Source organism: Mycobacteroides immunogenum (assembly GCF_001605725.1).
Taxonomy (GTDB): domain Bacteria; phylum Actinomycetota; class Actinomycetes; order Mycobacteriales; family Mycobacteriaceae; genus Mycobacterium; species Mycobacterium immunogenum.
The window spans coordinates 4,157,900-4,183,637 of sequence record NZ_CP011530.1 but is presented as its reverse complement, the minus strand read 5'-3'; the positions used below and the strand labels follow the sequence as shown (position 1 = coordinate 4,183,637).

The following is a 25,738-nucleotide window of genomic DNA, read 5'->3' as shown; positions in this document are numbered from 1 at the left end:
CTACGGAGCCTAACCATGATGGGATACTCGTCTAATGCCCTTGACCACCGGAGCGTCGCCTGTCGCGCCTGCCGAGGCCGCCAGCGCGGTCGTCGATGCCGCGGCGACGGATCTGGTCGCGCTATCACATGACATTCATTCCGAGCCCGAGCTGGCCTTCCACGAGGTTCGCAGCGCGTTGAAGACGCAACGGCTACTCGCCGAGCGTGGCTTTGAGATCGTCACCGGTCAGGGCGGTATGGACACAGCGTTCCGGGCTACCTACGGTGACGGACCACTGGTCATCGGAGTTTGCGCCGAATATGACGCGCTGCCCGGAATCGGCCACGCCTGCGGGCACAACATCATTGCGGCCTCTGCCGTGGGCACCGGGTTGGGGCTTGCCGAAGTCGCCGATGCCCTCGGGCTCACGGTGGTGGTCATCGGCACGCCCGCCGAAGAGTTCGGCGGCGGTAAGGCACTTCTGCTCAAGGCGGGTGCCTTTGACGACATCGCCACTGCGGTGATGCTGCATCCCGGCCCGATCGATATCGCGGGCGCCCGGTCGCTGGCATTGACCGACGTGATGGTCACCTACCACGGCAAGGAGTCGCACGCGGCGGTCGCGCCGCACCTCGGCATCAACGCCGCCGACGCGGTCACTGTGGCTCAGGTCTCGATCGGTCTGTTGCGCCAGCATCTGTCGCCGGGGCAGTTGATCCACGGCATCGTCACCGAGGGCGGCGAGGCGGCCAACATCATTCCGGGGCGGGCCGCCATGCAGTACACGATGCGTGCCGTCGAAACCGCGTCCCTGCGCGAGTTGGAAGAGAAGGTTTACGCCTGCTTCGCGGCCGGCGCCATGGCCACCGGCTGCAGTCATGAACTCGTCGAATCCTCGCCCCCGTATTTGGAGCTGACTCCGGATCCGTGGCTGGTGTCGGTGTTCCGTGAGGAGATGGAATCCTTCGGCCGGACGCCGGTTCCCGCCGAGTTCGAGGCCTCGGTGCCGCTGGGTAGCACCGATATGGGCAACGTGACGCAGGTGCTGCCCGGCATCCACCCGGTCGTCGGTATCGACTCGGGCGGTGCGGTCATTCATCAGCCCGATTTCGAAAAGGCGGCCAAGGAACCGGGCGCCGACAAGGCAGTGCTCGAAGGAGCGAAGATGTTGGCGCGCACCGTAATACGGCTGGCCGAAGATGAAGCAGAGCGAGCCAGGGTGCTGGATCGGCTGGCACGCAGGACGGTGAAGGTATGACCCAGTCCCTGTCAGCGGTAGCCGAGCAGTGGCTGGCCGAGAACACCGACTCCCTGGTCCGGTGGCGCCGTCACATCCATGCCCATCCCGAACTGGCGCGCCAGGAGCACGCCACCACCGAATACGTGGCGGCGCGGCTGGCCGAGGCAGGGCTGAATCCGAAGGTCTTGCCCGGCGGGACCGGTGTCACCTGTGACTTCGGGCCCGAGGACGGGCCCCGGGTGGCGCTGCGTGCCGATATGGACGCGTTGCCGATGCAAGAGCGGACCGGTGCCGCGTACTCGTCGACGGTGCCGAATGTCGCGCATGCTTGCGGGCACGACGCGCATACCTCGATCTTGTTGGGCGCCGCGATGGCGCTCAACTCGGCGCCGTCGCTGCCCGCGGGTGTGCGCCTGATCTTCCAGCCCGCCGAAGAGGTGATGCCCGGCGGTGCCATCGATGTGGTGGCCACCGGGGCGATGGCGGGTGTCACGAGAATCTTTGCCCTGCACTGCGATCCACGCCTGGAAGTGGGCAAGGTGGCGATCAGGGCGGGCGCCATCACCTCGGCGGCGGACACCGTCGAAGTCACGCTGCATTCCCCGGGCGGGCACACCTCACGGCCACATCTGACGGCCGACCTGGTGTACGGACTCGGCACCGTCATCACCGGACTGCCGGGGGTGCTGAGCCGCCGCATCGATCCGCGAGCCGGCACCGTGATGGTGTGGGGCGCGGTCAACGCGGGCCAGGCCGCCAACGCCATTCCGCAGATCGGCTCGCTGGCGGGCACGGTGCGAACCGGCAGCCGTGACGTATGGATCACGCTGGAGGACACCGTCCGCGATGTGATCGCCGGGCTGCTGGCGCCGCTACGCATCGATTACACCCTGAATTATCGGCGCGGTGTTCCGCCCGTCATCAACGAGGCGGAATCCACCCACATCTTCGTGCGGGCGATTCAGGACATCGGCTTGGACGCGCTCGCCGAAACCACGCAGTCGGGCGGGGGCGAGGACTTCTCCTGGTACCTGGAGGAGGTGCCCGGCGCCATGGCGCGGCTGGGTGTGTGGTCGGGAACCGGGCCGCAGCTCGATATCCACCAGCCCAATTTCGATATCGACGAGCGGGCGCTGGGTGTCGGGGTGCGGACGCTGGTCAACCTGGTCGAACAGAGCGCGGTTCAGGGGCTCGGCTAGCTGGTTCCCGGGCCGATGTTGCGGGACGCGCGGGTGCGCAGGCCGTGCACGTAATCCTCTGGCGCCCCTGCGATTTCGGCCGCATCGGCCATCACGCCCAGGTACCGGGCGGACGGTAGGCCGCCCTCGTAGGCGTTGACGACGTAGAGCCACGCGAGTACCGGATCGGTGGTGGTGTCGGACGACTCGCGGTCGATCCGGCAACGGATCTTGGTGTGGATGCCGAGTTCGGAGCCTTCCCAGCGATCCAGGTTCGTCTCGTCGGCGCCGGTCATGTCGTAGAGCACCACGAAGACCTTCGAATGAGGATCCTGCACGACGGTGGCCAGTGCGCCTTCCCAGCCGATGTCCTCCCCGCCGAACGTCAGCCGCCAGCCGTGCAGCCAGCCGGTGCCGGCCATGGGGGAGTGCGGCGCGCGCTGCAACATCTGCTCGGGATGCATGTTGGAGCCGTAGGCGGCGTAGAGCGGCACGGGGGCAACTCTAGTGGTCCTCGATCCACGGTGATGAGCCACTCGGGCGAAGAACCCGCGACCGGGATGGCAAGCCGGGGTCTGGGAGTGCTTGTAGGTTATTTGCGTGGCTACGCGCATCGTGATCATTGGTGGAGGACCAGCGGGATACGAGGCGGCACTTGTGGCCGCTGCTCATGAGCGAAGCACCACCGAGGTGACGGTGATCGACTCGGACGGGATCGGCGGCGCCTGCGTGCTGTTCGACTGTGTGCCGTCCAAGACATTCATCGCCTCAACCGGTGTGCGCACCGACCTGCGCCGCGCCCCCAACCTGGGCTTTGACATCGATGTTGAGCACGCCAAGATTTCGCTGCCGCAGATCCACAGCCGCGTCAAACGCCTCGCCTCCGAACAATCGGTAGATATCGCCGAGCGGCTCCGCAGCGCCGGAGTACGGCTGATCTCCGGGCGTGCCGAGCTGGTCGATCACGTGGTCGGGATGGCGTTCCACCGGGTCAAGGCGACCGCGCCGGATGGCACCAGCACCATCCTGGAGGCCGATGTGGTGCTCATTGCCACAGGTGCCAGCCCGCGTGTGCTGCCTCACGCTCGGCCCGACGGTGAGCGGATTCTCACCTGGCGCCAGCTGTATGACTTGGAGGAATTGCCCGAGCATCTCATCGTGGTCGGTTCGGGTGTGACGGGCGCCGAGTTCGTCCACGCCTACACCGAGCTGGGGGTGCAGGTGACCGTCGTCGCCAGCCGTGACCGCGTGTTGCCGCACGAGGACGAGGACGCCGCCCTGGTCCTGGAGGACACGCTGGCCGAGCGTGGTGTGACGTTGGTGAAGAACGCGCGAGCCGACTCGGTGACCAGGACGGACACGGGCGTGCGGGTTTCCATGGCCGACGGCCGCGTGGTCGACGGCAGCCATGTGCTGATGACGGTGGGATCCATTCCGAACACCGCCGGCCTGGGCCTGGAGCGCGTCGGTATCACGCTGGGCTCTGGGGGCTATCTCACCGTCGATCGGGTGTCGCGTACCTCGGTGGCCGGCATCTATGCCGCGGGAGACTGCACCGGGTTGCTCCCGCTGGCGTCGGTGGCGGCCATGCAGGGCCGCATCGCCATGTATCACGCCCTCGGTGACGCGGTACAGCCCATCAGGTTGAAAACCGTTGCCGCCGCGGTATTTACCCGCCCGGAGATTGCCGCCGTGGGTGTGTCCCAGGCCGCCATCGACAACGGTGAGGTGCCCGCGCGCACCGTCACGCTGCCGTTGCACACGAACCCGCGGGCAAAGATGTCAGGCCTGCGCCGCGGTTTCGTGAAGATCTTCTGCCGCCCGGCCACCGGTGTGGTGATCGGTGGTGTGGTGGTGGCCGCGAATGCCTCCGAGCTGATCCTGCCCATCGCCCTCGCGGTGCAGAACCTACTCTCGGTGAACGACCTGGCGCAGACGCTGTCGGTCTACCCGTCGCTGTCCGGTTCGGTGACCGAGGCCGCACGGCAGCTGATTGCCCACGACGACCTGGACTGACCCGTGTCGATTTGCGCCATAGCGGCGTGCATCACTGACGAGAGCGCTACCGTCCGGTAACGTGGCTGTCCGGAAGGAACTCCGGGGCCCGTTAGTGGGCGTGGAAGGGAGTAGCCGTGAGTGACGCAACCAGCTCGTCGGGATCGAGTGGGCCCACCTACACGTTCCTTGGACCGCAGGCCCGTGCACTGAACTGGGAACGCCTGGGATCTGAGCAGTTCGATGTCATCGTCATCGGTGGTGGTGTCGTGGGCGCCGGGTCGGCGCTGGACGCGGCCACCCGTGGGCTCAAGGTCGCGCTGGTCGAGGCCCGTGACTTCGCGTCGGGAACATCAAGTCGCTCATCGAAGATGTTCCACGGCGGCCTGCGCTACCTGGAGCAGCTCGAATTCGGCTTGGTCCAGGAGGCTCTGCGCGAGCGGGAGCTGTCTCTCTCCACGCTGGCGCCGCACCTGGTCAAGCCGTTGCCGTTCCTGTTCCCGCTGACCAACAGATGGTGGGAGCGGCCGTACATAGCGGCGGGCATCTTCCTGTACGACCAAATGGGTGGCGCGAAATCTGTTCCCGCCCAGAAGCATCTGACCCGTGCGGGCGCGCTGCGGCTGGCGCCGGGTCTCAAGCGCAATTCGCTCATCGGCGGTATCCGGTACTACGACACCGTGGTCGATGACGCGCGGCACACCATGACCGTGGCCCGTACCGCGGCGCACTACGGTGCGGTGGTTCGTGCCTCCACGCAAGTGGTCTCGCTGCTACGCGAGGGAGATCGCGTCATCGGTGTGGTGGTGCGTGATACCGAGAGCGGCGCCGAAACCGAAGTTCGTGGGCACGTCGTCATCAACGCCACCGGGGTGTGGACCGATGAGATCCAGGCGCTGTCCAAGACGCGCGGGCGTTTCCGGGTCACCGCCTCCAAAGGTGTGCACATCGTGGTGCCACGCGACAGGATTGTCAGCGAGGTCGCGATCATCCTGCGCACCGAGAAGTCGGTGCTGTTCGTGATTCCGTGGGGCAATCATTGGATCATCGGAACCACCGACACCGAGTGGAATCTGGATCTGGCGCACCCCGCCGCCACCAAGGTGGATATCGACTACATCCTGGATCACGTGAACACTGTGCTGGCAACACCGTTGACGCACAACGATATTGACGGAGTGTACGCGGGATTGCGCCCGCTGCTGGCGGGCGAGAACGATGACACGTCCAAGCTGTCTCGCGAGCACGCGGTCGCCGTGGCGGCTCCGGGCCTGGTGGCCATCGCGGGCGGCAAGTACACCACGTATCGGGTGATGGCGTCCGACGCCGTGGATATGGCAAGTGAGTTCGTGCCGGCGCGGGTGGCGCCTTCCATCACCGAGAAGGTGCCGCTGCTGGGCGCCGACGGGTATTTCGCGCTGATCAATCAGACCGAGCATGTGGGGGAGACCTACGGTCTGCATCCGTACCGGGTGCGGCATCTGCTGGACCGGTACGGCTCGTTGATCGGTGAGGTGCTCGCCTGCGCGGGCACCGATCACAGCCTGCTGCAACCGATTACCAAGGCGCCGATGTACTTGAAGGTTGAGGCGCTCTATGCGGTGGCGGCCGAGGGTGCGCTACATCTGGAGGACATTCTCGCGCGGCGCATGCGTATCGCCATCGAGTATTCGCACCGTGGTGTCGACTGTGCCCAGGAGGTCGCCGAGTTGGTGGCGCCGGTGCTGGGCTGGTCGGCGGAGGACATTGAGCGCGAAGTGGATACCTATCGAGCGCGGGTCGATGCCGAAGTGCGTTCACAGCGCCAGCCCGATGACGCGTCGGCGGACGCGCTGCGAGTGGCGGCGCCCGAGGCCCGGTCCTTCATCGTCGAACCGGTGACCGAAACCGGCACCGTGCTCTCGCCCACCAAGTAGGCCGCGCCGATGAGCCCCAGGCGTAGGGCTCCTGAGCCACCACTACCGGTGCGAGACGGCTTGGGGCCGGTGCGAATCCGGATCCGCACGGGTGGCCGTGTTCTTGATGAGCTGGTCGCCCGATTCGGTGCGGTGGCCGCCGCTCAGGTGGACCGGGGCGAGGTCGTCGATGTCGCGGGTGTGCGCGTCACCGCCGACACCCGGCTACCTGCCGGTGCCGTCGTGTACACCTATCGCGAACCGGCGGTGGAGACGCCCGTGCCCTTCGCCATCGACGTATTGCATTGGGATGAAAACGTTCTGGTGGTCGACAAGCCGCATTTTCTCGCCACCATGCCGCGGGGGCGGCATGTCACTGAGACCGCGCTGGTGCGGCTGCGCAAGATGCTGAACCTACCGGAGTTGGCACCCGCGCATCGTCTGGACCGGCTCACCGCAGGCGTGCTGTTGTTCACGGTGCGCCGAGAAGCGCGCGCGGCATACCACGCGTTGTTCGCGCAACGGCAGGTCGTCAAGGTCTATGAGGCATTGGCCCCGGTGGACCCCGGGCTGTCTCTGCCGGTGACGTTGCGCAGCAGAATCATCAAGCGGCGCAGTATTCTTCAGGCAGTGGAGGAACCGGGCGCGGTGAACGCCGAGACCCACGTCGAGCTGGTCGAGCGGGACAGGTCAGTGGGCAGGTACCGCCTGACCCCGAGCACCGGCCAGACGCATCAATTGCGCGTACACATGAACAGCCAGGGTGCTCCGATTCTCAACGACCCGCTTTACCCGGACATTGTCGAGGTAGCGCCCGACGACTTCACGCGGCCCCTGCAATTGTTGGCACGCACATTGGCATTCCGGGACCCGTTGAGCGGCAAGGATGTTCGTTATGAGTCGGTGCGGGCGCTAGGGCGCTGACGCCCCCCACGCTGCTCGAGCTGGTCGATCCGCGCGTGCAGCCGCTCGATCTCGGCGGTGAGCTCGGCCTCCTTGGCGGCAGCCTTGTCCTGATAGGCCTTACCGAGATCGGTGAGGTACTGCTGGTCGTACCGGGGAATGATGCTGCGGGAGCAGTTCCAGTCAAATGCCTCCACCGTCACGTCGATCTCCCGGCGTTCGCCCTCCCGCACGCTGCCACGGCCAAAGACTTTGAGGCGCTGCTTACGCGGGTAGTCGACGAAGAACATCGCCAGCCGATCGTCGGCCGTGAGGTTGCCCAGCGTCACAAATTGGTTGTTGCCCGGCAGGTCGATGAATCGCACGGTGTTGCCGCCGAGATGACGCACGAATCCGGCCGGCCCGCTGCGATATTGCAGGTACGGCCAGCCCGTCGGCGTCACCGTGCCCAGATAGAACTGGGTCGCGTCGGCGATCATCCGTAGTTCCCGGCTGCCCAGCTGGTCGGGGCCGTCATCGGGGCGTTCCAGGTGTGTGCCGTAGGCGACGTAACTGCCGTTGGCCCGCTGCCGTTCGATCGCGGCCGGGCCGAAGGCGAGGTGGTGGTAGTGGTTGTTGATCACGGGTATACCGCGATCTCAACAAGATTTCCGTCCGGGTCGCGGCAGTAGTGCGAGGTCATGTCGCCCAGCGCGCCGACCTTGGTGACCGGTCCCTGCTCGATCGGGACGCCGCACGCCTCGAGATGCTGGCGCACCTCGCCTGGCGAGGCTTCGGTGATGAAACACAGATCGTCGGAGCCGGCCGCCGCGGCGACGCCGGTGAACCATTCGCTCTGGGTCGCGGTGATGGGCCGCAGGTTGATCTTCTGTACGCCGAACGTGAGGGCGGTACGTCCCGCGGGCCCGAAGGTTTCGCGGGACATGCCGAGTACCCGCTCGTACCAGGCCGCGGTGGTGTCGACGTCATTGCAGTTGACCACGATGTGGTCGAAGCGGGTGACTTTCACTTGCGAATCCTCAATCCTCGCGGTGTCCGGGCGAATCCCGCTTCCAACAGTGCCGCGATGACCGCCGAATCGCCGAGGTCGAAGACCGATCTGCCGTCGGCTCTTTCGATCACCAGAGCATCGAGGGCGCCGTCGCGCACCAATTCCATCGTGCCCAATGCCGCGGCGTGCAGCACCGTGGGGTCGGTCACGAAGCTCAACAGTGACTTACCGCCCCGTTCGATATAGAGGGCGAGGTCGCCATCGACGAGCACCGCGAGAGCGCCGGCCTTCCGGCCCGGGCGATGGCCGGACTCGGAGGTTGCCTGCGGCCACGGCAGGGCCGCGCCATAGGGGTTGGCCGGATCGGTCGCCGCCAAAACCGTCGCCCGATACGGCTTGCGCGCGTCGTCGACGGTGTCGAGATACTCGCGCAACCTGTCGACGGTCGCCGGGGAGGCGAACTGTGCGCCGCCCAGCGATTCGACGAAGTAGCCCCGGCGACAGCGCCCGTTGTCCTCGAACGTCGACAAGACCTTGTAGAGCCAGGCGAAACCGCCTGCGACCCCCTCGGCGACGACGCTGCCCTTGGTTACCACGCCGTACCTGCCGAGCAGCAGCTCGGCCTGCATGTGCGAACGTTCAGTGCCATCGGGGAGTCTTTCGGGAAGCATCGACCAGCGCCCGGCGACGGCGGGATCGACGGGTGCCGCGGTGGGGATCGGGGTGTAGGCCCGCAGCCTCGGTGCTCGCCGGCTTCGGTGTGTAGTACGCGAGGTGGCGCTGGCGCCGAGCAGGGCCCGCACCGGTGCGAAGGTGTCTCCCGTGATCAGGCCCGCCCACACCAGATCCCATAGCGCCGGTCTTGTCGCGCCCGCACCGAACTGCCGGAAGAAGTAGCCGCCGCCGGCGCCGAGACTGTCCAGGATCGTTCGATGTGCGTCATCCAGCGTGACGGGACCGGAAGCGGTGAGCGTGGCGGGAGCAATACCGCTGGGGTGCAGCGCGATCCAGCCGTCCTGCGCGGTGATCGAGCCGTGGCCCGACCACACTGCCTCGCCGGAGGCCAGCAGCTCGTCGAGCATCTGCGGGGAGTAGTCGCGGACACGTCGTGCCAGGATCAGCGGCTCCCACGCGGACGCGGGTATCGGCACCCCAGCAAGTTGGTCGATGACAGTGGCCACTCCGTCGACACCGCGCAGATTCGAATCGAGGTATTGCCACGCGGGCAGGAACCGCGCGAACGCCGAAGTGCTGACCGGCTCCACCTGTGCGCGCAGCGCGGCCAGCGACCGCCTGCGCAGAATCCGAAGGACCTCCGCATCGCACCACTGTTCGGAATCTGTGGCATCAGAGGTGAATTCACCACGCACCAGCTGACCGCGTGCCGCCATCGCCGAGAGGGCATCCGCGGCAACACGGACACCGATGCCGAACCGTCCCGCGGCCTGCCCGGTGGTGAACGGGCCGTGTGTCCTGGCGTACCGGCTCAGTAGTTCACCGAGCGGATCGGCAGCCGCGTCGGTGAACGCCGCGGGCACGCCCGGTGGCACCGGCACTCCCAGAGCGTCGCGCAGTCGCGCCACGTCCTCAACGGCCGCCCACCACACGCATTGCCCATAGCTGGTTTCCACCACCCTTCGCGCGGCGACCAGCTCATGGAGCCAGTCGGTGCCGGGGCCGGCGCAGCGTGCGGTGATTTCCTCGATGGTCAGAGGACCGAGAATCCGAAACAGATCGGCGAGGGCTTCGGCGTCGCGGGCCTGACGTTCCTCGGCAAGGTGTTGCAACTGGCGTTCGGTGGTGTCGATGACTGCCGGGTCGAGCAGCTCGCGCAGCTCCACGCGCCCCATGAGCTCGGCGAGCAGATTGGTATCCAGCGAGAGGGCCGCGGCACGCCGCTCGGCCAGCGGGCGGTCCTCGTCGTACATGAATCCGCCCACGTAACTGAATAATTGGGCGGCCGCGAAGGGAGAGGGTGTGTCGGTCTGGACCTCGACGATCCGGATTCGGCGCTGCTCGACGCTCGACATCAACCGCACGAGGGTTTCGATGTCGTACACATCCTGCAGACATTCGCGCAGTGCCTCCAAGACCATCGGAAAATCGGAATGTTTACGCGCGACATCCAGCAGCTGCGCGGCCCGTTGGCGCTGCTGCCACAACGGTGATCGGCGTCCCGGCGTGCGGCGCGGCAGCAGCAGCGCACGTGCCGCGCATTCCCGGAATCGTGCCGCGAACAACGCCGAGCCGCCGACCTCGCGCGTCACGATCGCCTCGATCTCCGCCGGATCGAAGACGAAAATATTCGCGCCGGGTGGATTGTCGTCGGTATCGGGAAGCCGCACCACGATGCCGTCGTCGGTGGCGGTTGGCGACTCGCTGACGCCGTAGCGCTGCTGGAGCCGGTCGGCGACCGCCAGCGCCAGCGGTCCGTTGACCCGCAGGCCGTACGGCGAGTGCAGCACGATGCGCCAGTCGCCGAGCTCGTCGCGGAATCTTTCCACGATCAGAGTGGTGTCGGTGGGGACCGCGCCGGTCGACTGCACCTGATCGGTGAGCAGCCGGCGTAGGTTTCCCATCGCGAAATCATCGAATCCCATCGCGGCGCAGCGCTTGTCGAAATCGTCATCGCGCGCGGAGGCCAGCTCTCCGGTGAGCCGCCCCAGCGCCATACCCAGTTCGGCGGGGCGTCCTACCGCGTCGCCGCGCCAGAAGGGCAATCTGCCCGGCTGGCCGAACGCCGGAACCACGATTACCCGTTCATGGGTGATCTCGGTGATCCGCCAGCTGGTGGCGCCCAGTGAAATCACGTCGCCCGGCCGTGACTCGTAGACCATTTCCTCGTCGAGTTCACCGACCCTGGAGGGCTTTTCGCCCTCGGATCCGGTGTACATGTAGACGGTGAACAGGCCGCGATCGGGAATCGCGCCACCCGATGTCACCGCCAGCCGTTGTGCCCCGGGGCGCCCGGTGAGGGTTCCCGCATCCCTGTCGTACACCACCCGCGGACGCAGTTCGGCGAAATCGGTGGACGGATACTTGCCGCTCAGCAGGTCGAGTACCGCGTCAAACGCACTGCGCGGCAGGGCAGTGAAGGGAGCGCTGCGCCTGACCACGTCGAACCACGTCTCGACGTCCACCGGGTCGAGCGCGCAGGCCGCCACCGTGTGCTGGGCGAGGATGTCAAGCGGGTTGGCGGGCACCCGGAGAGTCTCGATATCGCCGTCGAGCATGCGCCGCACCGTGACCGCGCATCCCAACAGGTCGGTGCGATGCTTCGGGAACAGCACGCCCCGGGACACCTCGCCCACTTGGTGTCCGGCCCGGCCGATGCGCTGCAGTCCACTGGCCACCGATGGTGGTGCCTCCACCTGGACCACCAGATCCACAGCGCCCATATCGATTCCGAGTTCCAGGCTACTGGTGGCCACCACGCATTTGAGGCGGCCGGTCTTCAGATCGTCTTCGATGTCGGCGCGTTGTTCCTTGCTCACCGAGCCGTGGTGCGCGCGCGCCAGCAGGGGTGCCGCGCCGTAGGTCTGCCCACTGCCCATGATGTGCGCGGGGGGCCCGCCGGGCACCGCCGGATTGGCCGTGGGTGTGAGATCTATGCCGAGGCGTTCGGCGTGAATCTCGTTGAACCGGGCGGTGAGCCGCTCGGCGAGTCGGCGTGAGTTGGCGAAAACGATGCTTGACCGGTGAGCCTCGATGAGATCGACGATGCGCTGTTCGACATGGGGCCAGATGGAGGTTCCGCCGGCGTTACTGGCTTCGGGGTCTGGATAGTTATCGGGCGCACTCATATCCGAGACCGGCACGACCACCGACAGGTCGAAGGTTTTGGGACTCGCGGGGGCCACGACGGCGGCGGGGGCGCGGCCGGACAGAAACCGGGCGACCTCAGCCGGGGGCTTCACCGTGGCGGAGAGGCCAATTCGCTGTGCCGGTTGGGAAAGCCGTTCGTCCAGCCGCTCCAGTGAGAGCGCGAGATGGGCGCCCCGTTTGGTGCCGGCCACGGCGTGCACCTCGTCGACAATGACGGTCCGTACCGTGTCCAGGGTCTCGCGCGCGGCGGAGGTCAACATCAGGAACAGCGACTCGGGCGTGGTGATGAGGATGTCCGGCGGAGACGAAATCAGCGTGCGGCGCTGTTGCGCGGGGGTGTCACCGGATCGGACGCCGATCGTGATCGAGGGTTCGGGCAGGCCCATCCGTGCCGCGGTTCGGGCAATGCCGGCCAGCGGGGCACGCAGGTTCCGCTCGACGTCGACGGCCAGTGCCTTGAGGGGCGAGATATATAGGATCCTGGAGCCGCGGGGGCGGCGAGATTCAGCGTCTGCCCCGGCCTCCCTTTCCTGAACCAGGGTGTCGATCGCCCACAGGAACGCCGCCAGGGTCTTGCCGGATCCGGTGGGCGCGATGACAAGGGTGTTATCGCCGTTGGCGATGGATTGCCACGCGCCGGACTGCGCCTGCGTGGGTGCCGGGAATGATTCGGTGAACCATTCCCGGGTGGGTGCCGAGAACCGGGCGAGCGGTACGGGCTCGCTGCTCATCTGGTCATCGTGCCAATAGGGACCGACAACTACTAATCGGCGCCCATCAGATCGGCCACCGCCTGCGGGATGTTGGATACCCGGCGTACCGCGTCGATCATGGCGTGCGCCGAGGTATCGGCGAGCCAGTCGACGTCCAGCTCGGGATTGAGGGCACGCTGCCGGGCCAATTCCTGATTGAACGCCAGCCAGGCGCGGATGACCACTTTCAGGTCGGTCACCAGCGCCGGAGTCATCTCGTCACCGGCCACATGATCGACCACCGCCATGATGCGATCGGTCTGCTTGTCGTATTCCTGCTGCTCGATGGCCATGACGGTGGGGTCGGCGGAATCGATCATCCGGAAGACCGTGACCGGCGCGAACGGATGTTCCTCCTGGTAGTGCAAATACACCAGCAGAGTGCGCCGCAGCCGCTCGAAACCGGAAAGACTCTGGTCCATATCGAGGGAAATCGTGGCGTCGTACAGCCGGTCATACTCGGCCTGCATCACCGCGGTGTAGAACGAGCGCTTGTCCGGAAAGTAGCGGTACAGCAGCGCCCGGGACACACCGGCCTGTTCAGCTACCTCATCCATGCGCACGTCGTCGTAGTGACGTTCGCCGAACAGCTGAGTGCCGAACTCGAGGAGCTCGGCGCGCCGATCCTCGGGAGTGAGCCGACGACGAGCCGATGCGCCGCCGGGGCGAACGGCATCGGAGTCGTCGGTCATCTCGCCGATTTTACTAGTCGAGCACGTCAGACTTGGTGAGATCGGTCAGCCCGGCCGATCAGCCGAAGTGAACGCCTTGGGCCAACGGCAGTTCCGTGGAGTAGTTGACGGTGTTGGTGGCGCGTCGCATGTAGGCCTTCCACGAGTCCGAGCCCGATTCGCGGCCGCCGCCGGTTTCCTTCTCGCCGCCGAATGCTCCACCGATCTCGGCCCCCGAGGTGCCGATGTTGACGTTCGCGATGCCGCAGTCGGAACCGTCGGCGGCCAGGAAGCGCTCGGCCTCGCGCATGTCCAGGGTGAAGATCGCCGAGGAAAGCCCCTGCGGTACCGCGTTGTTCAGCGCGATCGCCTCGTCGATGGTGTCGTAGTCGAGCACGTACAGAATCGGTGCGAAGGTTTCCCGGTGCACCACATCGCCCTGCTCGGGCATCCGCACCACGGCCGGGGTGACGTAGAAGGAACCGTCACCCAGTTCGCGGCGTTCGCCACCGATCACGGTGCCGCCTTGTGCGCGAGCGGTTTCCAGCGCGTCCTGCATGTCCCGGAATGATTTTTCGTTGATCAGTGGGCCCACCAGCGTCTGCTCGTCGAAGGGGCTGCCCACCGGAAGCTGGCCGTAGGCGTTGACGATGCGCTCGACCAGTCCGTCGGCGATGGAGCGGTGAACAATCAACCGGCGCAGGGTGGTACACCGTTGACCCGCGGTACCCGCGGCGGAGAACACGATGCCCCGCACCGCGAGATCCTGGTCAGCCGAGGGGGTGACGATCGCCGCGTTGTTGCCGCCCAGTTCGAGCAGTGACCGGCCGAAGCGGGCGGCCACCCGTGGGCCGACCTGCTGGCCCATCCGCACCGACCCGGTAGCGCTCACCAACGCGACACGTGGATCGTCGACGAGTTGCTCACCCACCTCACGCCCGCCCTGGATCAGTCGACTGACCTGCGGGGGCGCGCCGACGTCGGCGGCCGCGCGCTCCAGAAGTGCCTGGCAGGCAACGGCTGTCAGCGGCGTCAGTTCGGAGGGCTTCCACACCACGGTGTCGCCGCAGACCAGGGCGATCGCGGTGTTCCACGACCACACAGCCACGGGGAAGTTGAAGGCCGAGATGACACCGACGACGCCAAGCGGATGCCAAGACTCCATGAGTCGGTGCCCGGCACGCTCGGATGCCATGGTCTTGCCGTACAGCTGACGGGACAGTCCGACAGCGAATTGGCAGATGTCGATCATCTCCTGCACCTCACCGAGTGCTTCGGAGACGATCTTGCCGGCCTCGATGGTCACCAGCTCGGCGAGATCCTTCTTGTGCTCGGTGAGCAGCTCTCCAAGTCGGGCCACCAAGGCGCCGCGCACGGGCGCGGGCGTGGTACGCCACTGTGAAAAGGCCTGGGCGGCTTCGGAGATCGCCTTATCGACATCTTCTGGTGAGCTGGCCGCGAAGGTGAAGAGGATATCGCCGGTGATGGGGGAGCGGACCGTCACACCGTCATCGCCAACGGCAGGCTCGGTGCCGAGTTCCAGATCCGCACCGAGCCATCGCAGCGCGTTCTGGGCCCGGGTGCGCAATTCATCGGCCGAGGGCAGTGTGCCGGAGGCAGAGGTAGGCAAGGTGGTGGTCATCGGTGTGCTCCTGTCACGAGATCGGATTGTGCGGCGATGGCTGCGTACAGCATGTACGGATCGTGGATGTCCCGGCCTATGGCGCCGGCCATCCATTCCTTCGAGTAGTCGGTGGCTGATGCGTCGGCACTGTCCCCGTAGGCGCCGTCGTCATCAAGGTTGGATCGGAAGATTCCGGCGGCCGAGCGCGGCAGGAAATCCTCGTACACGACGGGAGTACGGACGATCTCTCCCGCCGGGCCGGTATCGGTGCGGAAGTACGCGAGTTCCTGCTCGGCCAGCCCTGCTTCGGTATCCGGAAAGTGGTCCGCCCAGATGGTCGCGGCCTGTTCGGGATGTGCTTGGGCGGCGTCGATCGCGGCCATGGCCTTGTCGTAGCGGGAGCGACCCGCGGGGGTGAGCGCTATGCCCCGGGCTTCGACCTCGCCGAACCGGACCCGTAGTGCGTCGCTCACCACGGAACCGTCGCTCATGCGGAAATGGCGCGGTTCTGCCAGCGCCCGGAACGACGTCTGCCGCAGCAGCACATCGGGGCCCCGCCATCGGGGCGGGCCTTGGATCGCGTCGATCATGGTGATCCCGCGTGCCGTCATGCGGTGGTAGAGGTCGTCTATTTCGAGCACGCGCGGTGTGAGGTGGTTGATGTGGGTGCCGTCCACGCCGGCGATGTCGGCGGCGACCGGTGAGATCGCGGAAAGCTCTTCGTACCAAGCGCGGTCGATGGGCTTGGTCGAGAGCGCGAAGGCCTTGACCGCCTCGGCGATGAAGTCATCGGCCTGTGCGGGAGTGGAGCCGCCCGCGGCGCTGATCAGCCGTGCGTGCGCGAGCAGGGCTGGGTCGAACAGCTCGCGACGTTGCACGAAGTGCTCCACCCTGGCACGCAAATCCGCATCGAAGAATCGGCGATCACCGGTTGCCAGCATCGAGGTGAATACCCGGAATGGGTTGAGTGCCAGCTCATTTTCATCGATCGGCCGGAATGCGGTGGAGACGACGGGTACCGGCGACGCGGCGTCACGCAGGTCATAGAAATCGACGGGGTACATCCCGAATGCTTCGAACAGCTCGGCAACAGCGGCCAGTTCCCGGGGGCTGCCGACCCGGATCGCGCCGTGACGCTCGGCGGTCACCCGCTCGACAGACCCGAGTCGTTCGGCATCGGGATGTGTTGTGGCGTAGCTCTGGTTCACCGCGCTACTCACCTCTACCAAGGTGTTGTACGCGGGAACCTCTGTGCCGTACATCTGCGAGAGCGCTGCGGCGAAACGGGCCCGGAGCTCCCAGCATTGGATGAGAGCTGTCATCGAATTCGTCCCTCGGTTCGTCTCGCAGTTGACGTGATTGGCCTGCGCAAGTCCGTTCCCTGTTCTGCCTGGTCGCGGTACTCTGCCCCCGTGACTGTGGATACCGAGAGGACGCCAGAGCGCCCACTCGACGATGTCGATCGAATTCTGGTGCGCGAGTTGGCTCGCGATGGCCGGGCGACTCTTGCGCATTTGGCCGCCAAAGCGGGACTGTCGATCTCGGCAGTACAAACCCGGGTGCGGCGGCTGGAGGCCCGTGGGGTTCTTGCCGGGTACGCGGCACGCGTCAACCCCGAGTCGGTCGGCCAGCTGCTGTCGGCGTTCGTGGCCATCACCCCTCTCGATCCTTCTCAACCTGATGATGCTCCGGCGCGGCTCGAGCACATCGACGCCATTGAGTCTTGCTACTCGGTGGCCGGCGAGGAGAGCTACATCCTCCTGGTACGGGTGCCGTCACCGCGTGCGCTCGAGGAACTGCTGCAGCTGATCCGCAGCACAGCCAACGTCCGCACGCGAAGCACCATCATCTTACAAACTTTTTACGATGGTCGCCAGCTCGTGCCGTAAATATTCTTGTTGATGTGTAGATAAGTCGTAAATACTGCGTTAGTGTGGCCATATGACCGCACTGATGTTCCCTGGGTCCCAGACTGGCTCGACGACCGACGACGTGGCTACGCACCCGGATCCGGTGACGCCGGATCGGGTGCATGAAGTGCTGCGGCGCAGCATTCTGGCCGACGGAATGGACCTGGTGCTCGATCTGGAGCGTTCCCGTGGGGCGCACCTGGTGGACGCGCGCGACGGGACCACCTATCTGGACATGTTCACGTTCTTCGCGTCTTCGGCGCTGGGCATGAACCACCCGATGCTCGCCGAAGACGAAGAATTCCTGGCGGAGCTTCGGGTGGCAGCCATCAACAAGCCGAGTAATTCCGACATATACACCGTCGAGATGGCCCGATTTGTTGACACATTCGCGCGCGTACTCGGTGACCCGGCCCTCCCGCATCTGTTCTTCGTCGACGGCGGAGCACTTGCCGTTGAGAACGCGCTGAAGGTGGCCTTCGACTGGAAGAGCAGGTGGAACGAGGCGCACGGGATCGATCCGGAGTTGGGCACCAAGGTGTTACACCTACGCGAGGCATTCCATGGCCGCAGCGGATACACGATGTCCTTGACCAATACCGACCCCAACAAGGTGGCGCGGTTCCCTAAGTTCGACTGGCCGCGAATCGACACTCCGTACGTGCGTCCCGATGCGGATATCGAGGAGCTGGAGGCGCTGGCGCTGGCGCAGGCGCGGCGTGCATTTGCCGAAAACCCACACGACATCGCATGTTTCATCGCTGAGCCAATCCAGGGTGAGGGGGGAGATCACCACTTCCGCCCGGAGTTCTTCCATGCCATGCGGGCGCTCTGCCACGAGAACGACGCCCTGTTCATCTTTGACGAGGTGCAGACCGGATGCGGGCTCACCGGAGCCGCCTGGGCATTCCAGCAACTGGGGGTGACTCCGGACATCCTGGCCTTCGGTAAGAAGACCCAGGTGTGTGGTGTCATGGCAGGAGGCCGGGTCGACGAGGTGGCGGACAACGTCTTCGCCGTCAGCTCTCGGATCAACTCCACCTGGGGTGGAAACCTCGTCGACATGGTGCGCTCCCGTCGCATCCTGGAAGTGATTGAGTCGCAACGACTTTTCGGGAACGCCATGCGGATGGGTGAGTATCTGCTGGAACGCCTGCTGACTCTCGCGATGCGGAATGACGAGATCAGTGACGTGCGGGGCCGCGGGTTGATGTGTGCGTTCAGTCTGCCCACACCCGAGGAGCGCGACCGTCTAGTCGAACGACTGTGGGCCGATGAGCGGGTGATCCTGCTGCCCAGCGGCACGAACAGCGTGCGGTTCCGGCCGCCGCTGATCGTCAGTGCCGAGGAGATCGACGCCGCGGTGGCCGCGGTGTCGAGGGTGTTGTCTCACCAGGCATAGGGGGCGTCCTGCCGCGCTGTCCGCAGCGCGGCACCCCACCACGCCAGTTCGTCAAGCATCGTCTTGGCGGCGGTCTCGGCGTCGCGGCTGTCGATAAGCCGGCCCTCATCGTCGAACTGGCTCCAGACGCCGTGGAAGCTCACCACATCCCGGGTTGTCACGGCGTGCAGTTCGGCGAACACCAGCCGCAACTGTTCGATGGCACGCAATCCTCCCGATATCCCGCCGTAGGAGGTGAATCCGACCGGCTTGGCCTGCCATTCGCTGTGGTGCCAGTCGATCAGATTCTTCAGCGGTGCCGGGAAGCTGTGGTTGTACTCCGGCGTGACCACGAGAAAGGCATCGGCGATGCGCAGGCGCGCCGTCACTCTCGCCAGCTGGGCGGCGTCCTGGGCCTCCGGCCGTCTGGAAAGGTGAAGGGGCAGCGGGTAGTCCGCGAGGTCGATGTAGCCGACGTCAAAGGCCGGGTGGACGCGAGCACTCTGTGCGATCCAATTCGCCACGGTGGGGCCGAATCGGCCGTCGCGAGTGCTGGCGCAGATCACGGCAAGGCGCAACGGGGTGGTCGACGTGTTCACGCGCCTATCGTCGTACCTAAAGTGCACTCGAGGTCAAGTGGCGTATTTCCGTCACGCGGATAGGTAGTTCCCGTACGCCTTCAGCACCCCGAAGTCGTAAATGAGGAGCTCGGTGGCGCGGGCATGTGCCAGATACTCGGATTCTGTGTATGGACGATCGTGTCCGAGCTCGTCGTCATGGGCCAGCACGGTGCCCCCAGGGTCGATGCCGTGGCGGGCGCGCAGCAGCCGGATCAGATCGTCACCGACCTCGCCCTCGACGATGGTTGCATCGGTCTCCAGCCCGAGCCATAGCGGATGTGGGCCGAACACGAACAACGAGCAGCGAGGATCGCGGCGGAGATTTCGCGTTCGCACCAGCGTGGGTGCGCCGGTGGCGCGCAGCCGACCGTCGACAACGCAGATCTCGATGCGCGCCATGTGTGGTGTTCCGTTGTCGCGCAACGTAATCATCGCGGCGTCGGGATGCGTGGTGACGAAGTCGATAAGCTCCGCGGCTAGCGCCATGCCGATAGTATGTCAATGTCGCTGACATGGACGCAAGCTCAATCAGAGCATGGCGTCGGCGAAGCGCCGCACTGCTGCCACGGCCTCCTGTTCGGCATTCTGCGATCCGGGGTAGTCGGTGCGGGCCCGCGACTCGATCTGCGCCGTGGCCGGGTCCAGCCGTACCTCGGCCACCATCTCCGCGGTGGTGGGTTCACAGACGGCCCAGCTGTAGAGGCGATCGCGGTCCCAATCGTCGGCGCGCGCGGCCACGTAGTCGGCGTCATCGACACCCAAGGACGTCAGCGCCGGACGGTCGTCCATGCGTTCGTCGGCGCGCAGGGCGCGCAAGTACCACGTGCCCGCGTTGATCTCGATGGGTTCCATGTGTGCTGTCTCCTCGCGCCGAGTGTGAACGCCAGACCACGAAAAACGCCGAGTGTGCGCACAGGTGCTCACACTCGGCGTCTTTTGTAAGACGTGTTACTTGATTTCGGCGATGACCGTGCCCTGGGTGATGGCGGCGCCGGCCTCGACGCTCAAGCCGGTGATGGTGCCGGCCTTGTGCGCGGTGACGGGGTTCTCCATCTTCATGGCCTCCAGCACCACGATCAGCTCGCCGGCCTCGACCTCTTGGCCCTCTTCGACCGCGACCTTGACGACGGTGCCCTGCATCGGTGCGGTCACCGAATCACCGGTGGCAGCGCCGCCGCCGTGGCCGCCGCGCTTGCGGGCCTTGGGCTTCTTCTTGACAACGCCGTTGGCGCTGCCGCCACCGCCGCCACCGAGCGAGATGTCACCGGGCAGCGACACCTCAAGGCGGCGGCCGCCGACCTCGACAACCAGCTTCTGCCGGGGCTGGGTCTCGTCCTCTTCGGCCGCCTCGCCGTCAGCGGTGAACGGCTCGACGGTGTTGTTCCACTCGGTCTCGATCCAGCGAGTGTGGACGGTGAAGCCGTCCTCGTCGCCGATGAAGGCCGGGTCGGAGACCACGGCGCGGTGGAACGGGATGACGGTGGCCAAGCCCTCGACATTGAATTCGGCCAGCGCACGACGCGAACGGGCCAGGGCCTCGTTGCGGTCGCGGCCCGTCACGATGAGCTTGGCCAGCATCGAGTCGAACTGACCGCCGATCACCGAACCGGCCTGCACGCCGGAATCCAGGCGCACGCCGGGGCCGGTGGGGGTGTCGTACACCTTCACCGGGCCGGGGGCCGGCAGGAAGTTGCGGCCGGCGTCCTCGCCGTTGATGCGGAACTCGATCGAGTGGCCACGCGGCTCGGGGTCCTCGGTGAACTGCAGTGCCTCGCCGTTGGCGATCTTGAACTGCTCGAGCACCAGGTCGACGCCCGCGGTCTCCTCGGTGACCGGGTGTTCCACCTGCAGACGCGTGTTGACCTCAAGGAACGAGATCAGGCCGTCCTGGCCCACCAGGTACTCGACGGTGCCGGCACCGTAGTAACCGGCCTCCTTGCAGATGCGCTTGGCGGACTCGTGGATCTCCTTGCGCTGAGCGTCGGTCAGGAACGGCGCGGGGGCCTCCTCAACGAGCTTCTGGAAGCGGCGCTGAAGTGAGCAGTCGCGGGTACCGGCGACCACGACATTGCCGTGGGTATCGGCGATGACCTGGGCCTCCACGTGGCGCGGCTTGTCCAGGTAGCGCTCCACGAAGCACTCGCCGCGGCCGAAGGCGGCGACGGCCTCGCGGGTGGCGGACTCGAACAGCTCGGGCACCTCTTCGAGGGTGCGGGCGACCTTCATGCCGCGGCCACCACCACCGAAGGCGGCCTTGATGGCGATCGGCAGGCCGTGCTCCTTGGCGAAGGCGACGACCTCGTCGGCGTCCTTCACGGGGTCCGGGGTGCCGGGTACCAGCGGGGCCTGTGCGCGCGCCGCGATGTGGCGGGCGGTGACCTTGTCGCCGAGGTCGCGGATGGACTGCGGGCTGGGCCCGATCCAGATCAGCCCGGCGTCGATGACGGCCTGGGCGAAGTCGGCGTTCTCCGACAGGAAGCCGTAGCCGGGGTGGATGGCGTTGGCGCCCGACTTCTCGGCGGCCTCCAGGATCTTGCCGAAGTCCAGGTAGGACTCGGCGGCGGTGTTACCGCCGATGCCGAAGGCCTCGTCGGCGAGGTGGACGTGGGGGGCATCGGCGTCGGGTTCGGCGTAGATCGCGACGCTACCCAGTCCAGCGTCCTTCGCCGCGCGGATCACCCGAACCGCAATCTCGCCGCGGTTGGCGACGAGTACCTTGCTGATCTTCGAGCTGGCGTGATTGGGCACCTGGCCTCCTGGTTTTAGTGCTTTCTTAAAGTCTCGGCAGTGAGTTTATGCATCCGTGGCGTCAAACACACATCCGGGATGGGGTGTGCCGCCCCTGTTTTTACTTACTGATGAGTAGCTTCAGGACAGTCTCCGCTTGATTCGGGTCAACATCGCCGACATCCCACGCAGCCGTAGCGGGCTGATCAAGTCCGCCAATCCGAGATCGGTATAGAAGTCGTCGGGCACCGCCAGAATTGTGTCGGCCGGTTGACCGTCGAGCCCCTGCTGCAAGATCGAGGCGAAGCCACGCGTCGTCGGGGCCTCGGCGGGTGCGCTGAAGTACAGCCGGACCTCGTCGCGGTCACTGGCATCGACGTCCAGGAACAACGGTGACTGACACTCCGGCACCGGCTCCATCGCCGCCTGCTCTAAATGTGATGGCAACTCGGGCAATTCGCTGGAGAACTCCAGCAGCAGCTGCAACTTGTCCTGCCCGTCGACGGCCTTGAAGTCGGCGACGATCTCGGCGAGCGCGGCGGGCAGCGTCACGGTGTCAGTGTGGAGGGCACGGCGCCGGGCTTGTCGCCCTTGACGATCGGGGTCCGTACCCGGTTGCCCCATTCGGTCCAGGACCCGTCGTAATTACGGACACCTTCGACACCCAACAGATGGGTCAGGACAAACCAGGTGTGGCTGGAACGCTCGCCGATGCGGCAGTACGCGACGATGTCGCCGTCCGCGGCGATGACGTCACCGTAGATCTCGTCAAGTTCACCGCGGCGGCGGAACCGGCTGTCTTCGGCAGCGGCCTTGGCCCAGGGGATCGAGACGGCGGTGGGGATGTGTCCGCCGCGCAGCGCACCCTCTTCCGGGTAGTCGGGCATGTGCGTGCGTTCGCCGGTGTACTCCGCAGGTGAACGCACATCCACCAGCGGACCGCGGCCGAGATGGGCCAGCACGTCATCGGCGTAGGCGCGGATGGGGGCGTCGTTGCGCTCCACCACGGGATATCCCTCGGTGTACTTGCTCGGGACATCGAGCGTGGTGTCGCGGCCCTCGGAAATCCAGAGGTCACGCCCGCCGTCCAGCAACCGGACGTCGGGGTGCCCGAACAAGGTGAACACCCACAGCGCGTATGCCGCCCACCAGTTGGACTTGTCGCCGTAGATGACGACGGTGTCCTCGCGACGGATTCCCTTGCGATTCATCAGTTCTGCGAACTGGACGCCGTCGATGTAGTCGCGGACCGTGCCATCGTTCAGGTCGACGTGCCAGTCGATCTTCACCGCGCCGGGTACGTGCCCAATGTCGTAGAGAAGGACATCCTCATCGGACTCCACGATGGACAGTCCGGGGGTGCCCAGGTGTCCCGAGAGCCAGTCGGCGGAGACGAGGCGTTCGGGATGGGCGTAGGCGGCGAATTCGGGGCTGGGGTCGGCCGGGAGGGTCACCCTTTGAGACTAGTCGCGTTCGCGGGCAGTCGGCTCATCGAGCCGGATACCGCGTTCGGATCGGCGGTGCGTTGCTGGTCGCGGTGCGAGAATTCGCCAATGCCGGATTGGACATATCACCCGCTGCGCCCCATTGCCTCGTCGGTTCTGGGCGAGCACCGGACGCAGGTGTGGGCGATGAAGGTGCTGGCGGCGCTGGTAACACGTGCCGGCGGTAGGCGCTGGATTCCCCGGGTGTTCGATCACGCACCGGTTCCCCCGCAATGGCAGGGTCGGTTCGGGGCCACGGTTCCACCTTCGATCGCGCGCGAGGCCGTGGCGGTGTTGCCGGTGCAGGGCGCGGGAGTGGTCGAGATCGGTCCGGTGAGTATCGACGATGTGCAGACCGTGCGTGCGGCGACGGCCGATCGCCGGTGCCGGGTGATCGCGGTGGCCGACACCGCGGAGGCGGCCGCGGCGGTGACACCGTATGTCGACGCGGTATCCGTGGCCGGCGACGCCGGGGTGATCCGGCTCGCCGAACCCTCGATCGAGGCAGCCGTCGGCGCACTGGCTGATCCGTCCGCGACGGTGCTCGCCACACCGGCGGTGCTGATCGATGCCGGACCAGGCTGGTTCAACCGGGTGATCGAAGCCGCTGCTCCGACCACACCACCAAAGACATTGCGCGATATCGGGTTCGATCCGCGCGGCTGGCCGGCCTGGGTATGGGGTGCGCTGGTCGGGCTGGGCCTGATCGTGGCGGGCATCGGTGCGGCGGTGATCGCATTGGGGCCGGTGTTGTTGTGGTATGACCGCGACTATCTGGGCCTGTCCGTGCATGACTTACATGGCGTGAACCATCATCTGGTCGGATTTCTCCAGCATGATCGGCTCACCATGGCGGGCAACATGATTGGGATCGGGATTCTGTACCTGGGGCTGGCCTGGGGCGGAATCAGGGGAGGGCACCGATGGGCCCGCAATGCGCTGTTGATCTCCGGGCTGGTCGCGTTCCTGACGTACTTCTATTTCCTGGTGACGGGATTCCTTGAGCCGTTGCACACGCTCGTGGTGGTCACGCTTTTTCCCATGCTCATACTCGCGGTCTGGCGGGCGCCCTCGGCGGCGCATTGGCCACCCATTGTCGAGGGGCCGGAATCGCAACGGCGACGTGCGTTGTGGGGACAGCTGCTGATGATTGCGGTAGGTGGAGGCCTGTTCGTTGCCGGAGCGGTGATTTCGACGGTCGGGCTGACAACTGTCTTTGTTCCCACCGACCTGGATTTCCTGGGCACCGGGTCATCGCAGCTGCGTGCCGCCAATCAACATCTGTTGCCGTTCATCGCCCATGACCGCGCAGGTTTCGGTGGAGCGCTGATGGGGGCCGGGCTGGCGGTACTGCTGATCAGCATGTGGGGCTGGCGCCGCGGTGAGCGCTGGGTGTGGTGGTCGCTGCTGCTGGGGTGTGCGTTCGGCACCGTGCCGGTCTTGGCGGTTCACTTCTCCATTGGTTACACGCATTTCGAGCACTTGCTACCCGTGTATGTGTTGGTGGTGGTGACCGTGGTTGCCCTCGCCTTGTCGAGGGCATACCTCACCGCGTCGCCTGATCAGTCGCCGCGGATCAGCCGGTAGCTGCTCACGATTTCACCGCGTTCATCGCTGGCATCGATAGCTCGCCGCCACATCGATTGTGCGGCATGGGAAAGTGTGGCATCGACGCCGACTTCCTCGCTGGCGTCGATGATGTGCTGGGCTCCGGCGTCCATCATTTTGAGCATGGCGACGTCCTCGACGCCGCCGATCTTGGCCGCCGCGGCGAACTGTACGAGGAATTCCTTCATCGAATCCATGAATTTCACCGCGTATCCGACGTAGCGCTCGGTGTCGCCACCGGAGCGTTCCACCATGGCCAGTGCCTGTTCGAAGGACAGCATGACGGGATGTAGCAGGGTCAGCCCCGCTTGGTAGTACACCTGCGAGAAGCCGTAGTCGGGTCCGACGTAGTGCACCGGGCTCAGCGCGTTGAGTAGTTCTTCGTGGGCCGTCACGAGCTGATGTGGTCCGCTGACGAGGAGGTACGACAGCGGATGCGAGATGTCGTCCCCCTGAGACATGTATCCGGCCGATACGAATGCGGCGCCGCGCGCGGTGACCCAGGCCGCGCCCGCGCGGGCCTTCTCTGGCGAGTCGGAAGACAAGTTGATGATGGTCTTGCCGTCGAGTGCGGCCTGGCTCAGCACGTCGTACATCGCCGCGTAGTGAGTAAGGCTGAGGAGCGTCACCGCTCCGGCATCGAGTGCCTCGGCGACATTCGACGCCTTTCGTGCGCCGAGCTCCACCATCGCGTCGGCCTTGCCGGAGCTGCGATTCCACACGGTGACTCTGTATCCGGCCTTGAGGAGCGATTTCACGGTGGCCTGACCCATCGGGCCCAGCCCGATCACGCTCACGGTTTGTGCCTCAGACATCTTGTCTCCCTTTCGGATTGAATGTTCTTCGGTGGATTCCCCGGGGCCCATAGTGTCCGCGTCGGTAGGATCGCGCTAGAACGCACTTTGTGGTGGGTCACTTACCGCGAGGTTGGAAATATCGTCAGGAGGCCGCC

General features: G+C 65.9%; 22 protein-coding genes. 8 read left to right on the top strand and 14 right to left on the bottom strand.

What is annotated here, in order from left to right; translation table 11 throughout:
- Positions 1 to 34: 34 nt before the first annotated feature.
- Positions 35 to 1,240 carry a M20 family metallopeptidase gene (locus tag ABG82_RS20755; protein ID WP_043076589.1) on the top strand — a complete coding sequence of 402 codons (1,206 nt, stop codon included), beginning with the start codon at positions 35 to 37 and terminating at the stop codon, positions 1,238 to 1,240.
- Entirely contained in the window at positions 1,237 to 2,421 is a 1,185-nt protein-coding gene (locus ABG82_RS20750; protein WP_043076590.1) for a M20 family metallopeptidase, read from the top strand. Before ABG82_RS20755 ends, ABG82_RS20750 begins: the two co-directional genes overlap by 4 nt.
- On the opposite strand, the gene ABG82_RS20745 is transcribed toward ABG82_RS20750, so the two are convergent.
- Positions 2,418 to 2,894 carry a gamma-glutamylcyclotransferase gene (locus ABG82_RS20745; protein ID WP_043076591.1) on the bottom strand — a complete coding sequence of 159 codons (477 nt, stop codon included), beginning with the start codon at positions 2,892 to 2,894 and terminating at the stop codon, positions 2,418 to 2,420. The two genes, ABG82_RS20750 and ABG82_RS20745, sit on opposite strands and share 4 nt — an antisense overlap.
- A gap of 106 nt (positions 2,895 to 3,000) precedes the next feature.
- On the opposite strand from ABG82_RS20745, the gene ABG82_RS20740 reads away from it, so the two are divergent.
- The 3 genes from ABG82_RS20740 to ABG82_RS20730 all read left to right on the top strand — a co-directional run bounded on the left by ABG82_RS20740 (position 3,001) and on the right by ABG82_RS20730 (position 7,214).
- A complete protein-coding gene (locus ABG82_RS20740) occupies positions 3,001 to 4,416 on the top strand; it encodes an NAD(P)H-quinone dehydrogenase (protein ID WP_043076592.1) in 1,416 nt (471 codons plus the stop codon).
- A gap of 116 nt (positions 4,417 to 4,532) precedes the next feature.
- Complete coding sequence (locus ABG82_RS20735) at positions 4,533 to 6,311, top strand: glycerol-3-phosphate dehydrogenase/oxidase (protein WP_043076593.1); 1,779 nt, start codon at positions 4,533 to 4,535, stop codon at positions 6,309 to 6,311.
- A gap of 9 nt (positions 6,312 to 6,320) precedes the next feature.
- Entirely contained in the window at positions 6,321 to 7,214 is an 894-nt protein-coding gene (locus tag ABG82_RS20730; protein ID WP_162269200.1) for a pseudouridine synthase, read from the top strand.
- Here the strand turns inward: ABG82_RS20730 and ABG82_RS20725 are convergent.
- Genes ABG82_RS20725 through hglS form a run of 6 tightly spaced genes read right to left on the bottom strand, consistent with a single transcriptional unit; the run spans position 7,184 to position 16,378 of the window.
- Positions 7,184 to 7,816, bottom strand: coding sequence for a pyridoxamine 5'-phosphate oxidase family protein (locus ABG82_RS20725; protein WP_043076595.1), 633 nt, complete (start codon positions 7,814 to 7,816; stop codon positions 7,184 to 7,186). The genes ABG82_RS20730 and ABG82_RS20725 overlap by 31 nt on opposite strands.
- Positions 7,813 to 8,202 carry a VOC family protein gene (locus ABG82_RS20720; RefSeq protein ID WP_234707983.1) on the bottom strand — a complete coding sequence of 130 codons (390 nt, stop codon included), beginning with the start codon at positions 8,200 to 8,202 and terminating at the stop codon, positions 7,813 to 7,815. The genes ABG82_RS20725 and ABG82_RS20720 overlap by 4 nt, the downstream gene beginning before the upstream one ends.
- Positions 8,199 to 12,740 (bottom strand): ATP-dependent helicase, encoded by a 4,542-nt coding sequence (locus ABG82_RS20715; protein WP_043076597.1) that lies wholly within the window; start codon positions 12,738 to 12,740, stop codon positions 8,199 to 8,201. Before ABG82_RS20715 ends, ABG82_RS20720 begins: the two co-directional genes overlap by 4 nt.
- 32 nt (positions 12,741 to 12,772) lie before the next feature.
- Positions 12,773 to 13,453 carry a TetR/AcrR family transcriptional regulator gene (locus ABG82_RS20710; RefSeq protein WP_043076598.1) on the bottom strand — a complete coding sequence of 227 codons (681 nt, stop codon included), beginning with the start codon at positions 13,451 to 13,453 and terminating at the stop codon, positions 12,773 to 12,775.
- Positions 13,454 to 13,511: 58 nt separating this feature from the next.
- The gene (gene amaB / locus ABG82_RS20705) at positions 13,512 to 15,074 is read right to left on the bottom strand and encodes an L-piperidine-6-carboxylate dehydrogenase (RefSeq protein WP_043076599.1); all 1,563 of its coding nucleotides are present in this window, start codon (positions 15,072 to 15,074) and stop codon (positions 13,512 to 13,514) included.
- The gene (gene hglS, locus ABG82_RS20700; RefSeq protein ID WP_043076600.1) at positions 15,071 to 16,378 is read right to left on the bottom strand and encodes a 2-oxoadipate dioxygenase/decarboxylase; all 1,308 of its coding nucleotides are present in this window, start codon (positions 16,376 to 16,378) and stop codon (positions 15,071 to 15,073) included. The genes amaB and hglS overlap by 4 nt, the downstream gene beginning before the upstream one ends.
- A 90-nt stretch (positions 16,379 to 16,468) precedes the next feature.
- Between hglS and ABG82_RS20695 the strand changes: the two genes are divergently transcribed.
- Together ABG82_RS20695 and lat are read left to right on the top strand one after the other, a co-directional pair.
- Positions 16,469 to 16,945 carry an Lrp/AsnC family transcriptional regulator gene (locus ABG82_RS20695; RefSeq protein ID WP_043076661.1) on the top strand — a complete coding sequence of 159 codons (477 nt, stop codon included), beginning with the start codon at positions 16,469 to 16,471 and terminating at the stop codon, positions 16,943 to 16,945.
- Positions 16,946 to 17,069: 124 nt separating this feature from the next.
- Positions 17,070 to 18,368, top strand: coding sequence for an L-lysine 6-transaminase (gene lat, locus ABG82_RS20690; protein ID WP_211278475.1), 1,299 nt, complete (start codon positions 17,070 to 17,072; stop codon positions 18,366 to 18,368).
- On the opposite strand, the gene ABG82_RS20685 is transcribed toward lat, so the two are convergent.
- From ABG82_RS20685 to ABG82_RS20660, 6 genes are all read right to left on the bottom strand, one after another.
- Positions 18,356 to 18,946: an NADPH-dependent FMN reductase gene (locus ABG82_RS20685; RefSeq protein ID WP_043076602.1), complete on the bottom strand. Its 591-nt coding sequence runs from the start codon at positions 18,944 to 18,946 to the stop codon at positions 18,356 to 18,358. The genes lat and ABG82_RS20685 overlap by 13 nt on opposite strands.
- 51 nt (positions 18,947 to 18,997) lie before the next feature.
- Entirely contained in the window at positions 18,998 to 19,453 is a 456-nt protein-coding gene (locus tag ABG82_RS20680) for a pyridoxamine 5'-phosphate oxidase family protein (RefSeq protein WP_043076603.1), read from the bottom strand.
- 42 nt (positions 19,454 to 19,495) lie between these two features.
- Positions 19,496 to 19,819, bottom strand: coding sequence for a hypothetical protein (locus ABG82_RS20675; protein WP_043076604.1), 324 nt, complete (start codon positions 19,817 to 19,819; stop codon positions 19,496 to 19,498).
- Between the two features lie 96 nt (positions 19,820 to 19,915).
- On the bottom strand, positions 19,916 to 21,715 hold the full coding sequence (locus ABG82_RS20670; protein WP_043076605.1) for an acetyl/propionyl/methylcrotonyl-CoA carboxylase subunit alpha: 1,800 nt from the start codon (positions 21,713 to 21,715) through the stop codon (positions 19,916 to 19,918).
- A 120-nt stretch (positions 21,716 to 21,835) separates the two neighbouring features.
- Entirely contained in the window at positions 21,836 to 22,246 is a 411-nt protein-coding gene (locus ABG82_RS20665) for a SufE family protein (protein ID WP_043076606.1), read from the bottom strand.
- Complete coding sequence (locus tag ABG82_RS20660; RefSeq protein WP_043076607.1) at positions 22,243 to 23,148, bottom strand: sulfurtransferase; 906 nt, start codon at positions 23,146 to 23,148, stop codon at positions 22,243 to 22,245. The genes ABG82_RS20665 and ABG82_RS20660 overlap by 4 nt, the downstream gene beginning before the upstream one ends.
- A gap of 99 nt (positions 23,149 to 23,247) precedes the next feature.
- Here ABG82_RS20660 and ABG82_RS20655 point away from each other — a divergent pair, with 99 nt between their 5' ends.
- A complete protein-coding gene (locus ABG82_RS20655) occupies positions 23,248 to 24,765 on the top strand; it encodes a hypothetical protein (RefSeq protein ID WP_043076608.1) in 1,518 nt (505 codons plus the stop codon).
- Here ABG82_RS20655 and ABG82_RS20650 read toward each other — a convergent pair.
- Positions 24,741 to 25,601, bottom strand: a complete 861-nt coding sequence (locus ABG82_RS20650; RefSeq protein ID WP_043076662.1) for an NAD(P)-dependent oxidoreductase — start codon at positions 25,599 to 25,601, stop codon at positions 24,741 to 24,743. The genes ABG82_RS20655 and ABG82_RS20650 overlap by 25 nt on opposite strands.
- Positions 25,602 to 25,738 lie beyond the last annotated feature (137 nt).